This window comes from Microbacterium sp. SORGH_AS_0421, assembly GCF_030818635.1.
GTDB lineage: Bacteria > Actinomycetota > Actinomycetes > Actinomycetales > Microbacteriaceae > Microbacterium.
The window spans coordinates 1,666,606-1,678,997 of sequence record NZ_JAUTAO010000001.1; the positions used below are offsets into that span (position 1 = coordinate 1,666,606).

20 protein-coding genes are annotated in these 12,392 nt (G+C 66.2%); all 20 read left to right on the forward strand.

Annotation, left to right across the window (positions count from 1 at the left end):
- The 20 genes from rplX (at position 1) to QE416_RS07970 (ending at position 12,258) form a co-directional block, all read left to right on the forward strand.
- Complete coding sequence (gene rplX / locus QE416_RS07875; protein WP_058623967.1) at positions 1-360, forward strand: 50S ribosomal protein L24; 360 nt, start codon at positions 1-3, stop codon at positions 358-360.
- Between the two features lie 2 nt (positions 361-362).
- Entirely contained in the window at positions 363-953 is a 591-nt protein-coding gene (gene rplE, locus QE416_RS07880; protein WP_210072344.1) for a 50S ribosomal protein L5, read from the forward strand.
- 93 nt (positions 954-1,046) lie between these two features.
- The gene (gene rpsH, locus QE416_RS07885; protein WP_094736305.1) at positions 1,047-1,445 is read left to right on the forward strand and encodes a 30S ribosomal protein S8; all 399 of its coding nucleotides are present in this window, start codon (positions 1,047-1,049) and stop codon (positions 1,443-1,445) included.
- A gap of 6 nt (positions 1,446-1,451) precedes the next feature.
- Positions 1,452-1,988: a 50S ribosomal protein L6 gene (rplF, locus tag QE416_RS07890; protein ID WP_058623966.1), complete on the forward strand. Its 537-nt coding sequence runs from the start codon at positions 1,452-1,454 to the stop codon at positions 1,986-1,988.
- Between the two features lie 2 nt (positions 1,989-1,990).
- A complete protein-coding gene (gene rplR, locus QE416_RS07895; protein ID WP_056226271.1) occupies positions 1,991-2,350 on the forward strand; it encodes a 50S ribosomal protein L18 in 360 nt (119 codons plus the stop codon).
- Positions 2,347-3,027 (forward strand): 30S ribosomal protein S5, encoded by a 681-nt coding sequence (rpsE, locus tag QE416_RS07900; protein WP_056226274.1) that lies wholly within the window; start codon positions 2,347-2,349, stop codon positions 3,025-3,027. The genes rplR and rpsE overlap by 4 nt, the downstream gene beginning before the upstream one ends.
- Positions 3,027-3,212, forward strand: coding sequence for a 50S ribosomal protein L30 (gene rpmD / locus QE416_RS07905; protein ID WP_013583998.1), 186 nt, complete (start codon positions 3,027-3,029; stop codon positions 3,210-3,212). Before rpsE ends, rpmD begins: the two co-directional genes overlap by 1 nt.
- Positions 3,212-3,745, forward strand: coding sequence for a 50S ribosomal protein L15 (gene rplO, locus QE416_RS07910; RefSeq protein ID WP_103206777.1), 534 nt, complete (start codon positions 3,212-3,214; stop codon positions 3,743-3,745). The genes rpmD and rplO overlap by 1 nt, the downstream gene beginning before the upstream one ends.
- 108 nt (positions 3,746-3,853) lie before the next feature.
- Positions 3,854-5,176 carry a preprotein translocase subunit SecY gene (gene secY, locus QE416_RS07915; RefSeq protein WP_094736370.1) on the forward strand — a complete coding sequence of 441 codons (1,323 nt, stop codon included), beginning with the start codon at positions 3,854-3,856 and terminating at the stop codon, positions 5,174-5,176.
- Positions 5,173-5,769: an adenylate kinase gene (locus tag QE416_RS07920; RefSeq protein WP_307315030.1), complete on the forward strand. Its 597-nt coding sequence runs from the start codon at positions 5,173-5,175 to the stop codon at positions 5,767-5,769. Before secY ends, QE416_RS07920 begins: the two co-directional genes overlap by 4 nt.
- 1 nt (position 5,770) lies before the next feature.
- Positions 5,771-6,610 (forward strand): type I methionyl aminopeptidase, encoded by an 840-nt coding sequence (gene map / locus QE416_RS07925; RefSeq protein ID WP_267786111.1) that lies wholly within the window; start codon positions 5,771-5,773, stop codon positions 6,608-6,610.
- The gene (locus QE416_RS07930) at positions 6,610-7,314 is read left to right on the forward strand and encodes a thioredoxin domain-containing protein (RefSeq protein ID WP_307315034.1); all 705 of its coding nucleotides are present in this window, start codon (positions 6,610-6,612) and stop codon (positions 7,312-7,314) included. The genes map and QE416_RS07930 overlap by 1 nt, the downstream gene beginning before the upstream one ends.
- A gap of 141 nt (positions 7,315-7,455) precedes the next feature.
- The gene (infA, locus tag QE416_RS07935) at positions 7,456-7,677 is read left to right on the forward strand and encodes a translation initiation factor IF-1 (RefSeq protein ID WP_013583992.1); all 222 of its coding nucleotides are present in this window, start codon (positions 7,456-7,458) and stop codon (positions 7,675-7,677) included.
- A gap of 59 nt (positions 7,678-7,736) precedes the next feature.
- Complete coding sequence (rpmJ, locus tag QE416_RS07940; protein WP_005050492.1) at positions 7,737-7,853, forward strand: 50S ribosomal protein L36; 117 nt, start codon at positions 7,737-7,739, stop codon at positions 7,851-7,853.
- A gap of 142 nt (positions 7,854-7,995) precedes the next feature.
- Positions 7,996-8,370: a 30S ribosomal protein S13 gene (gene rpsM / locus QE416_RS07945; RefSeq protein WP_056226287.1), complete on the forward strand. Its 375-nt coding sequence runs from the start codon at positions 7,996-7,998 to the stop codon at positions 8,368-8,370.
- A gap of 34 nt (positions 8,371-8,404) precedes the next feature.
- Positions 8,405-8,803 carry a 30S ribosomal protein S11 gene (gene rpsK, locus QE416_RS07950; protein WP_013583990.1) on the forward strand — a complete coding sequence of 133 codons (399 nt, stop codon included), beginning with the start codon at positions 8,405-8,407 and terminating at the stop codon, positions 8,801-8,803.
- A gap of 190 nt (positions 8,804-8,993) precedes the next feature.
- Positions 8,994-9,983: a DNA-directed RNA polymerase subunit alpha gene (locus tag QE416_RS07955; protein ID WP_056226291.1), complete on the forward strand. Its 990-nt coding sequence runs from the start codon at positions 8,994-8,996 to the stop codon at positions 9,981-9,983.
- Positions 9,984-10,024: 41 nt separating this feature from the next.
- Complete coding sequence (gene rplQ, locus QE416_RS07960; protein WP_267786120.1) at positions 10,025-10,555, forward strand: 50S ribosomal protein L17; 531 nt, start codon at positions 10,025-10,027, stop codon at positions 10,553-10,555.
- Positions 10,556-10,639: 84 nt separating this feature from the next.
- On the forward strand, positions 10,640-11,497 hold the full coding sequence (truA, locus tag QE416_RS07965) for a tRNA pseudouridine(38-40) synthase TruA (protein WP_307315038.1): 858 nt from the start codon (positions 10,640-10,642) through the stop codon (positions 11,495-11,497).
- Between the two features lie 68 nt (positions 11,498-11,565).
- Positions 11,566-12,258, forward strand: coding sequence for an endonuclease/exonuclease/phosphatase family protein (locus QE416_RS07970; protein ID WP_307315041.1), 693 nt, complete (start codon positions 11,566-11,568; stop codon positions 12,256-12,258).
- Positions 12,259-12,392: the final 134 nt, after the last annotated feature.

Sequence of the window (12,392 nt, forward strand, 5' to 3'; positions counted from 1 at the left end):
ATGGCGAAAATCAAAAAGGGCGACCTGGTTCAGGTCATCTCGGGCGCCAAGCCCGAGCGTGGCGGCGACCGCGGCAAGCAGGGTAAGGTCCTCGAGGTCCTCACCGAGCAGAACCGCGTCATCGTCGAGGGCGTGAACTACGTCACCAAGCACAACCGCGTGGGCCAGTCCCAGCGCGGAACCAAGACGGGTGGCATCGAGACCTTCGAGGCCCCGATCCACATCTCCAACGTCGCGATCGTCGACCCCTCGACCAAGAAGCCGACGCGTGTCGGCCACCGTGTCGAGGAGCAGGTGAAGGACGGCGTCAAGCGCACCGTCCGCGTGCGCTTCGCGAAGAAGTCAGGCAAGGACCTCTGAACATGAGCACCTCGACTGCCGCGGCGGCTGGCAAGATCCAGCCCCGCCTCAAGCAGAAGTACAACGCCGAGATCAAGAAGGCGCTGCAGGACGAGTTCGGCTACGAGAACGTCATGCAGATCCCCGGTCTGGTCAAGGTGGTCGTGAACACCGGTGTCGGCGAGGCAGCTCGCGACAGCAAGGTGATCGATGGTGCGGTCGACGACCTCACCAAGATCACCGGTCAGAAGCCCATCGTCACCAAGGCCCGCAAGTCCATCGCGCAGTTCAAGCTGCGTGAGGGCCAGGCCATCGGTGCGCACGTCACCCTTCGTGGTGACCGTGCGTGGGAGTTCGTCGACCGCCTCGTCAACCTCGCTCTGCCCCGCATCCGCGACTTCCGCGGGCTGTCGGCCAAGCAGTTCGACGGCAACGGCAACTACACCTTCGGTCTCCAGGAGCAGTCCGTGTTCCACGAGATCGACCAGGACCGCATCGACCGCGTGCGTGGTTTCGACATCACCATCGTCACCACCGCCAAGTCCGACGACGAGGGCCGCTCGCTGCTGCGTCAGCTCGGCTTCCCGTTCCAGTCGGCTGACGCGCAGGCCTGATCCCCAGGGCCCCCGGGGTTTCCGGGGGCCCTTCATCGAAGGTCGACTGTCGCGTAACGGCAGCCGAAACCTCATGACCGAAAGAAGCAACACATGACGATGACAGACCCGGTCGCAGACATGCTGACCCGTCTGCGCAACGCGAACTCGGCGCACCACGACTCCGTGTCGATGCCGAGCTCGAAGCTCAAGACGAACATCGCCGCCATCCTCAAGCAGGAGGGTTACATCGCCGACTGGAACGTCGAAGACGCTCGTGTCGGCCAGACCCTCAACATGACGCTGAAGTACGGCCCGAACCGCGAGCGGTCGATCGCCGGCATCAAGCGCGTGTCGAAGCCCGGCCTCCGCGTTTACGCGAAGTCGACCGAGGTCCCCACGGTCCTCGGTGGCCTCGGCGTTGCCATCCTGTCCACCTCCTCCGGTCTCCTCACCGACCGTCAGGCCGAGCAGAAGGGCGTCGGCGGGGAAGTCCTCGCCTACGTGTGGTGATCTGACATGTCGCGTATTGGACGTCTTCCCATCGACATCCCCGCCGGCGTCACCGTTTCGGTGAACGGCCGGGAGGTCTCCGTCAAGGGCCCCAAGGGCGAGCTCGCGCTCACCGTGGCACAGCCTCTCGAGGTGTCGGTCGAGGAGAACCAGGTTCTCGTCACCCGCCCCGACGACGAGCGCGAGTCGCGGTCGCTCCACGGCCTGACCCGCACGCTCATCAACAACAACATCATCGGTGTCACCCAGGGCTACACCAAGGGCCTAGAGGTCGTCGGTACGGGTTACCGCGTGGCGCAGAAGGGCAGCTCGGTCGAGTTCGCCCTCGGCTTCTCGCACCCCGTTCTCATCGATCCGCCCGCAGGGATCACCCTCACGGTCGAAGGCAACAACAAGCTCACCGTGAGCGGCATCGACAAGCAGGCCGTCGGCGAGGCCGCCGCCAACATCCGCAAGATCCGCAAGCCCGAGCCCTACAAGGGCAAGGGTGTGCGGTATGCGGGCGAGGTCGTGCGCCGCAAGGCCGGAAAGAGTGGTAAGTAGCCATGGCTGTCAAGACAAAGTCCGTCGCCCGCTCGCGTCGCCACCTGCGTCTTCGCAAGAAGATCGTCGGTACCGAGCTGCGCCCCCGCCTCGTGGTTACGCGTTCCGCCCGCCACGTGTTCGTCCAGGTCGTGGACGACAGCAAGGGCCACACCGTGGCCTCCGCCTCCACCCTCGAGACCGACCTGCGCGGCTTCGACGGTGACAAGACCGCCAAGGCCCGCAAGGTCGGCGAGCTCGTCGCCGAGCGTGCCAAGGCCGCTGGTGTGTCCGACGTCGTGTTCGACCGCGGCGGTAACCGTTACGCCGGTCGTGTCGCCGCGATCGCCGACGGAGCTCGCGAAGGAGGGCTGAACCTGTGAGTGACAACAAGGAGACCGAAGTGACCGAGCAGACTGCACCGGCTGAGGGTGCGGCTGCGGCTCAGGCCCCCGCCGAGCGTGAGCGCGAGCCGCGTCGCGGTGGTCGCGAGCGCAACACCAACCAGCGCGACCGTGGTTCGCGCGACCGCAACGAGAGCCAGTTCCTCGAGCGCGTCGTGACGATCAACCGCGTATCGAAGGTGGTCAAGGGTGGCCGTCGCTTCAGCTTCACGGCGCTCGTCGTCGTGGGCGATGGCAACGGCGTCGTGGGTGTCGGTTACGGCAAGGCCCGCGAAGTCCCCCTCGCCATCTCGAAGGGTGTCGAAGAGGCCAAGCGCAACTTCTTCCGCGTCCCCCGCTCGGGCTCGACCATCCCTCACCCCGTCCAGGGCGAGGCCGCTGCCGGTGTGGTGCTCCTGCGCCCCGCCGCCGCCGGTACCGGTGTTATCGCCGGTGGTCCCGTCCGCGCCGTCCTCGAGTGCGCCGGCATCCACGATGTCCTCTCGAAGTCGCTCGGCTCGTCGAACACGATCAACATCGTGCACGCGACCGTCGAGGCGCTGAAGTCGCTCGAAGAGCCCCGCGCCGTGGCTGCTCGCCGTGGCCTGGAGTTCGACCAGGTAGCTCCGGCCCGCCTCGTGCGCGCCGAGGCCGCTGCTCAGAAGGTAGGTGCCTGATGGCCGAGCGTCTGAAGGTCACGCAGATCAAGTCCAAGGTGAGCGAGAAGCAGAACCAGCGCGACACGCTGCGTTCGCTCGGTCTCAAGCGGATCGGCGACTCGGTCGTCCGTCCCGACGACGCGCAGACGCGCGGTTACGTCAAGACCGTCGCCCACCTCGTCAAGGTTGAGGAGATCGACTAATGGCTGCCAAGAAGGACGAGACCGCTACGGTCGACGCCCCGAAGAAGGCATCGGCCCGTAAGACGGCCGAGAAGAACGAAGCGCCCGCGGCGCGCCCCGGCGTGCTCAAGGTCCACCACCTGCGTCCCGTCCCGGGAGCTCGTACCGCAAAGACCCGTGTCGGTCGCGGTGAGGGTTCCAAGGGTAAGACGGCCGGTCGCGGTACCAAGGGAACGAAGGCTCGTTACCAGGTCCGTGTGGGCTTCGAGGGTGGGCAGATGCCTCTGCACATGCGCACCCCGAAGCTCCGTGGCTTCAAGAACCCGTTCCGCGTCGAGTACCAGGTCGTGAACCTGGACAAGCTCGGCGAGCTCTACCCGCAGGGTGGCGACGTGACCGTCGCCGACCTGGTGGCCAAGGGCGCTGTCCGCAAGAACGAGAAGGTCAAGGTGCTCGGCACCGGCGACATCTCGGTCGCGCTGACCGTCTCGGTCGACAAGGTCTCCGGCTCCGCTGAGCAGAAGATCGTCGCCGCTGGCGGCTCCGTCAACTGACGCCCGACCCTTGAGGGGCCGGCGGCCTTACGGCCGTCGGCCCCTTCTGGGTTAGTCTGATTTGGTGTGCGCCCTGTCGCGTGCCGAGATCGTTCTGGAGGAATCCCCTTGTTCAGCGCCATAGCGCGGGTTTTCCGCACGCCCGACCTGAGGCGGAAGATCGCCTTCACGCTGGGCATCATCGCCATTTACCGGCTGGGTGCCCACGTGCCGACACCGTTCGTCGACTTCCCGAACGTTCAGCAGTGTCTGAACCAGTCGGGTGGTACCGAGGGCCTGCTGTCCCTGGTCAACCTTTTCTCCGGTGGCGCGCTTCTGCAGCTGTCGATCTTCGCCCTGGGCGTCATGCCGTACATCACGGCGACCATCATCGTGCAGCTGCTGCGCGTGGTGATCCCGCACTTCGAGACCCTGTACAAAGAGGGCCAGGCGGGGCAGGCCAAGCTCACGCAGTACACCCGTTACCTCACGATCGCGCTTGCGCTCCTGCAGTCGACGACGCTTGTCACGGTTGCCCGTTCGGGTCAGCTCTTCGGCTCGGCCGGAGTGCCCGAGTGCCAGCAGCTCCTGACGAACGACATCTGGTGGGCCCAGCTGCTCATGATCATCACGATGACTGCCGGTACGGGCCTGGTCATGTGGTTCGCCGAGCTCGTCACCGAGCGCGGCGTCGGCAACGGCATGTCGATCCTGATCTTCACCTCGATCGCCGCCACCTTCCCCGGCGCCATGATCTCGATCCTCAACGCCCGCGGTGTCGAGGTCTTCCTCCTCGTGCTCGCCGTCAGCATCGTGATCGTCGCCCTCGTGGTGTTCGTCGAGCAGTCTCAGCGACGGATCCCGGTGCAGTACGCCAAACGGATGGTCGGTCGCCGCACGTACGGCGGCACCAACACCTACATTCCGATCAAGGTCAACATGGCCGGCGTCGTCCCCGTGATCTTCGCCTCGTCGCTTCTGTACATCCCGGCGCTCATCGCGCAGTTCAATCAGCCTCAGGCTGGCCAGGAGCCGGCCGCCTGGGTCACGTGGATCTCGCAGTACCTCACTCGCGGGGACCACCCGCTCTACATGCTCGTCTACTTCCTGCTGATCATCGGGTTCGCGTACTTTTACGTCGCGATCACGTTCAACCCGGTCGACGTGGCGGACAACATGAAGAAGTACGGCGGATTCATCCCCGGTATCCGCGCCGGCCGCCCGACTGCCGAGTACCTCGACTACGTGCTCACGCGCATCACGCTCCCGGGCTCGATCTACCTGGGTCTGATCGCGCTGCTTCCTCTCGTGGCCCTGGCCACCGTGGGCGCGAACCAGAACTTCCCGTTCGGTGGAGCGTCGATCCTCATCATCGTCGGTGTCGGTCTCGAGACGGTGAAGCAAATCGACGCGCAGCTTCAGCAGCGTCACTACGAAGGGCTGCTGCGATGACCGCTCGCCTTCTGATCGTCGGCCCACAGGGCTCGGGCAAGGGGACGCAGGGCGTCCGTGTCGGCGAAGCCTTCGGCATCCCGGTCGTCTCGACCGGCGACGTGTTCCGCGCCAACGTCAAGGACGGCACGGAGCTCGGCCTCCAGGTGAAGTCGATCATCGACGCCGGAGATCTCGTCCCCGACGAACTGACCAGCGCTGTCGTCCGCGATCGCCTCGCGCAGGCGGACGCTGCAGAGGGCTTCCTGCTCGACGGGTACCCCCGAAACCTCGCTCAGGTGCTGCACCTCGACGAGTTCCTGGAGGGGCGCGACGAGTCGCTCGATGCCGTGATCGCACTCGTCGTGCCGCGTGAGGAGTCTCTGGCGCGGCTGACCGCGCGCGCCGCCGAGCAGGGGCGCGCCGACGACACCGAAGAGGCCATCGCCACCCGCCTGGGCATCTACGAGCGTGAGACGGCTCCCATCCTCGATGTCTACGGCACGCGCGGGATCGTCGATGAGATCGACGGCGTCGGCAGCCTCGACGAGGTCACGGCCCGGATCTTCGCCGCGCTCGAAGCGCGCGGTCTCGGCGCGACCCCGGCCACCTGACGTGGGGCTGCGCTCCTCGATCTACAAGAAGCCCGCACAGCTGCGGTCGATGATCGAACCCGGTCTGATCACCGCGGATGCTCTGGCTGCCGTGCGATCGCTCATTGCGCCCGGCGTGACGACGCTCGAACTCGACGCGGCCGCGTCCGCGTCGATCGCGGCGCGGGGGGCGAAGTCCAACTTCCAGATGGTTCGCGGCTATCGACACACGATCTGCGCCTCGGTGAACGAGCAGGTGGTTCACGGCATCCCGAATGACCGCCCGCTGCAGGCGGGAGACATCCTCTCGGTCGACGCGGGAGCCGAGTTCCAGGGGTGGAACGGCGACTCCGCTTTCACGGTCATCGTGCCAGGTGAGGCTCCCGAGGCGCTCGTGGCTCCGCGCAGGAGACTCTCGGAGGTGACCGAGGGGTCGCTCTGGGCCGGCATCGCCGCGCTCAGTCGGGCGAGCCATCTCTCCGAGGTCGGCGCCGCCATCGAGCAGTACATCGAGGACAACGCCCCCGAGGGGGGCTACGGCATCCTTCGCGATTATGTGGGTCATGGCATCGGCCGGAAGATGCACGAATCGCCGAGCATCTTCAACTATGCCGTCGCCGATCGCGGCCCCGAGGTGCGCCCTGGCCTGGCCGTGGCGATCGAGCCGATGGTCGTCATCGGTGACCAAGAGACGTTCACCGAGGACGACGGGTGGACCGTTTCGACGGTGGACGGCACAGCCGGCTCCCACTGGGAACATAGTGTCGCCGTGCATGATGGAGGCATCTGGGTCCTCACCGCGCACGATGGCGGTGCCGAGAAACTGGCGCCTTTCGGTGTGGTGCCGAAGGAGATCGACTGATGATGATGGCCGCTGCGCGCAAGACCACGAACTGGTTCGCGATCGGGGTGACCGCTGCCGCGCTGGTGGTGGTTCTGATCGTCGGGGGAGTGGTGTGGTTCGCCAACAGCCAGGCCACCTCGCCGGGTACGCTGCCGCAGGCTTCGGCCGTCAACACCGAGACCGGGGCGATCTCCGTCGGTACCGGAGACAAGACCGTCGACACCTACATCGACTTCATGTGTCCCGTGTGCAATTCGTTCGAGCAGGCCTACGGCCCGACCCTGCAGCAGCTCGTCGACGACAGCACCATCACGCTGAAGATCCACCCGATCGCGATCCTCGACCGGCTGTCCCAGGGCACTCAGTACTCGACACGTGCGGCCAATGCCGCCTACTGCGTCGCGGTGGACGACTCCGCGAACATCCCCGCCTTCGTGAAGGCGCTGTATGCGCAGCAGCCCAAGGAGAACACCGCGGGACTCGACGACACCACCCTCGCCTCCATCGCCACGTCGGCCGGGGCATCGGATGCCGTGTCCTCGTGCATCACGTCGGGCACCTACACGAAGTTCGTGACCGCGATGACGCAGAAGACCCCGTTGCAGCCGAACGCGACGAGCGTGGCCACCCCGACGATCGCGGTGAACGGCACCGTCCTGCAGAACCAGACCGACCTCTCGGGTGACCCGCAGAAGGACATCGTCGCGCGCCTCAACGGCTGACGCGGCTCCCGGCGAGTTGCCGGGTCGGGCATTACCACGTATGCTTGATCTTTGGTGCGTTGCGCCTTCATTGGCGTGTCGACGTATCGAACCCCCATCCACCGCAGACCGGCCGGTCTGCAACTGAGCGTGAGCGAGTTTATGGCGAAGAAAGACGGTGTCATCGAGATCGAGGGCACGGTGTCCGAAGCACTGCCCAACGCGATGTTCCGTGTCGAGCTGACGAACGGGCACAAAGTGCTCGCAACCATCTCGGGCAAGATGCGGCAGAACTACATCCGCATCATCCCGGAGGACCGCGTCGTCGTCGAACTGAGCCCCTACGACCTCACTCGTGGTCGTATCGTCTACCGCTACCGCTGAGTCCGGCCGAGAAGTAACGACCGCAACCGCGAGTCGAAGACAGCGAAATCAGGAACATCATGAAGGTCAACCCCTCCGTCAAGCCCATCTGCGACCACTGCAAGGTGATCCGTCGTCACGGGCGCGTAATGGTGATCTGCAAGAGCAACCCGCGCCACAAGCAGCGCCAGGGCTGAGCTTCCAGCTCGACACCTTTTCAACTGAATACACAACGGCAGGATCAGATCCCATCCGCTCGCGCGGTCGGGGGACACCTCGGGTCGGAGGCCCGAGCACCGGTCCTGCTCCACACCTCCAACACACTCTGAGGAGAGCCGCATGGCACGTCTTGCCGGCGTCGACATCCCGCGCGATAAGCGCGTGGTGATCGCACTTACTTACATCTACGGCGTGGGTCGCACCCGCTCCGTCGAGATCCTGAACGCAACGGACATCAGCCAGGACATCCGCGTCAAGGACCTCACCGACGACCAGTTGGTCGCTCTGCGCGACCACATCGAAGGCACCTACAAGGTGGAGGGTGACCTCCGTCGCGAGGTCGCCGCCGACATCCGCCGCAAGGTCGAGATCGGTTCCTACGAGGGCCTGCGCCACCGCCGCGGCCTCCCCGTGCGCGGCCAGCGCACGAAGACGAACGCGCGTACCCGCAAGGGCCCCAAGCGCACGGTCGCCGGCAAGAAGAAGGCGCGCTAGGCCTCCGCCGGCGCAGGATTCAGGAGAACCGCACATGGCACAGGCCAAGTCCGCCGCGCGCAAGCCGCGTCGCAAAGAGAAGAAGAACATCGCTGTGGGTCAGGCCCACATCAAGTCGACGTTCAACAACACCATCGTTTCGATCACCGACCCCTCGGGTGCCGTCATCAGCTGGGCTTCGTCCGGCGGTGTCGGGTTCAAGGGCTCGCGCAAGTCGACGCCGTACGCCGCAGGCATGGCCGCGGAGTCGGCCGCTCGCCAGGCACAGGAGCACGGCGTCAAGAAGGTCGACGTCTTCGTGAAGGGTCCGGGTTCGGGTCGTGAGACCGCGATCCGTTCGCTGACCGCGGCCGGCCTCGAGGTCGGTTCGATCCAGGACGTGACGCCCCAGGCCCACAACGGCTGCCGTCCGCCCAAGCGTCGCCGCGTCTGACGCGATCCGTTCCCGGGGAGTGCTCGCCACTCCCCGGGAACGCCGCGCTCACGCGCGACCTCAGACTTCCGGATGCCGCGACGCACCCTCGACGCCATCGTCGGGGCTCACGGCATCCCGCGAGTACAACTCAACACCTCACCCCATTACACGTGTCATATAGCGGGCACGTGATCGAAAGGAACACATAGTGCTCATCGCACAGCGTCCCACTCTGACCGAGGAGAAGATCGGGGAGTTCCGCAGCCGTTTCGTCATCGAGCCGCTGGAGCCCGGCTTCGGTTACACGATCGGCAACGCGCTGCGTCGCAGCCTCCTGTCGTCGATCCCCGGCGCGGCCGTCACGAGCATCCGCATCGACGGCGTCCTGCACGAGTTCAGCACGATCCCGGGCGTGAAGGAAGACGTCACCGAGATCATCCTGAACATCAAGCAGCTGGTCGTCTCGAGCGAGCGCGACGAGCCCATCACGGCGTACCTGCGCAAGACCGGCGCCGGTGAGGTCACCGCCGCCGACATCTCCGCTCCCGCGGGTGTCGAGGTGCACAACCCCGAGCTGGTCATCGCCACGCTGAACGACACGGCGAAGTTCGAGCTCGAGCTCACCATCGAGCGTGGCCGCGGCTACGTCTCGGCGACCCAGAACCGCAACGAGTACGCCGAAGCCGGTCAGATCCCGATCGACTCGATCTACTCGCCCGTGCTCAAGGTCAGCTACCGCGTCGACGCCACCCGTGCCGGTGAGCGTACCGACTTCGACAAGCTCGTCCTCGACGTCGAGTCGAAGGCCTCGATCGCCCCGCGCGACGCCGTGGCCTCCGCCGGTCGCACCCTCGTCGAGCTCTTCGGCCTCGCCCGTGAGCTGAACGTCGAGGCCGAGGGCATCGAGATCGGCCCCGCGCCGGTCGAGACCGTCCTCTCCAACGAGCTGTCGATGCCGATCGAGGATCTCGATCTGTCGGTCCGCTCGTACAACTGCCTCAAGCGCGAGGGCATCAACACCGTTTCGGAGCTGGTCGCCCTTTCCGAGACGCAGTTGATGAACATCCGCAACTTCGGTCAGAAGTCGGTCGACGAGGTGCGCGACAAGCTCACCTCCCTCGGCCTGTCGCTCAAGGACTCGGTGCCCGGCTTCGACGGCGCCCAGTTCTACAGCGGCTACGACGAAGAAACCGTCTGACCCTGTCGGACCCGACCGAACCTCTCCTGGAGTAATACGACATGCCTAAGCCCACGAAGGGTCCCCGCCTCGGAGGCGGCCCGGCCCACGAGCGTCTGCTTCTCGCGAACCTCGCGGCAGCTCTTTACACGCACAAGTCCATCAAGACGACCGAGACCAAGGCCAAGCGCCTGCGTCCGCTCGCCGAGCGCCTCATCACCTTCGCCAAGCGCGGCGACCTCCACGCGCGTCGTCGCGTGCTGAGCGTCATCGGCGACAAAGAGGTCGTGCACACCCTCTTCACCGAGATCGCGCCGCTGGTGGCCGAGCGTGACGGCGGGTACACCCGCATCACCAAGGTCGGCAACCGCAAGGGCGACAACGCTCCCATGGCCGTGATCGAGCTCGTCCTCGAGCCCGTCGCGAAGAAGGCGTCCAACAAGGCTGCTGCGGCTCCCGCCGCCGTGGCTGCGCCGGCCGCCGAGGAGACCTCCACGGACGAGGCCGCCGCCGCCGGCGCCGAGTCGCCCGAGGAAGGCGCCGCCGCCGAGGCTGCAGCCGACGACGCCGTCCAGGACGACGCCAAGGCCTGAGCCTTCTCGCTCGCACGAAGCCCCCACCCGACTCGGGTGGGGGCTTCGTCGTCTTCGCTGTGCGCGCTCTCTTAGGCTTGACCCGTGCGCATCCGACTCGACATCGCCTACGACGGCTCGCATTTCCGCGGGTGGGCCCGTCAACCAGGGCTACGGACAGTGCAGGGAGAGCTGGAAAGCGCTCTTGCTCGCGTCGTCGGAGGCGATCCGCGACTCGTCGTCGCCGGGCGGACCGATGCGGGAGTGCACGCTACGGGCCAGGTCGCCCATCTCGACCTCGATGAGGAGCAGGCGGCCCGTCTGCCGCGGCGCCGTCGGGACAACGACGAACTCGACGCGGTCGCGGCCCTCGCGGGTCGTCTTCGCGGCATCCTGGGCGGGTACGCCGACGTGACGGTCTTACGGACCTCGCTCGCCCCCGCCGGATTCGATGCACGGTTCTCGGCCGCCTGGCGGCGGTACAGCTATCGTCTCGCCGATGCCACGGCGGGATACGACCCGCTCGAAAGGCAGCGGACGACGTACGTTCGAAGCATCCTCGATGGGCAGGCGATGGATGCCGCGGCCTCACGCCTCATCGGCCTCCACGATTTCGCCGCCTACTGCAAGGCCCGCGAGGGCGCGACGACCATTCGGACGCTTCTCGAATACGACTGGCGTCGGGACGACACCGGGGTGCTGGTGGCGAACGTCCGGGCCGATGCCTTCTGTCACAGCATGGTGCGCGCTCTCGTGGGTGCGTGTGTCGCGGTGGGGGAAGGGCGCATCGGGATCGACGACGTGGTCGCGATCCGGGAGGCGCGCATGCGGATTCCGGAGACGAAGGTCCTGGCCGCGCGGGGCCTGGTTCTCGCCGAAGTGGGTTATCCCGCGGACGAGCTGCTCGCCGCTCGCGCGGAGCAGACGCGGAACCGTCGCGATGCCGAGGATACGGCTCCCTGATCTCGTCGGGAGAACCATGTGCAACCCCTCGGTGATGCTGCTGCGGGCGGACGTATGCTGACATCGCCATGAAGGTCATCTCGTACAACCTCAACAAGCACCGGGCCGCCGGTGAGCTCGTCGCCCTCGTAGAGAATCACGAGGCCGATGTTCTCTGCCTGCAGGAATGCGACAGTACGGACATCCCGGATCACATCGGCGGGCTCCGTTTGGCGGAGGCGACGCAGCGCAACCGTCTCGGCCTGGCCCTCTACTACCGGGAGAACACGTTCCGGGCCGAGGACGTCCGTGCGATCGGTTTGAAGAAGTCTCTGCACGACCGTGTGCTCAAGCCCGCGGAGGAGCGCATGCTCGGCGTGCGGCTGCGCGACATCGACCACGGACGCGACGTCATCGTGGCATCGTTCCACGCCGCGCCACTGACGGCGCTCAACTCTCTGCGCCGACACCAGATCCGCACCGCGCTGTCGGAGCTGCAGAACCTCGGACCGGGTCTTCCCGCGCTCATGGTCGGGGACTACAACTACCCGGTCTTCAAGGAGAACCTCGGTCAGAAGGTCCGTGATCAGGGCTACGAGCTGACGCTCAGCGATACCCGCACCTACACGCGCTACCGGTTCTTCCGAGGACATTACGATTTCGCGACGTCCATCGGGTTCGACATCGCGCACATCAAGACACTGCCTCAGGGACTCAGCGACCACCTACCGATCCTCATCACCGCCGACGTGACGCAGGGACGCGGGTCCGGGGCCGTCTGAGGGCCGGTGCGCCCGTGCGCTCCGCCCGCCAAGGCCGTCAGGATGCTCCCTTCGTCCGTCGTTCGCCGATCGACCCGTCGGCCCGTGGTGTTGCATACGGAGAGACCGCGGGGGAGACCGACCGCCCTCATCCT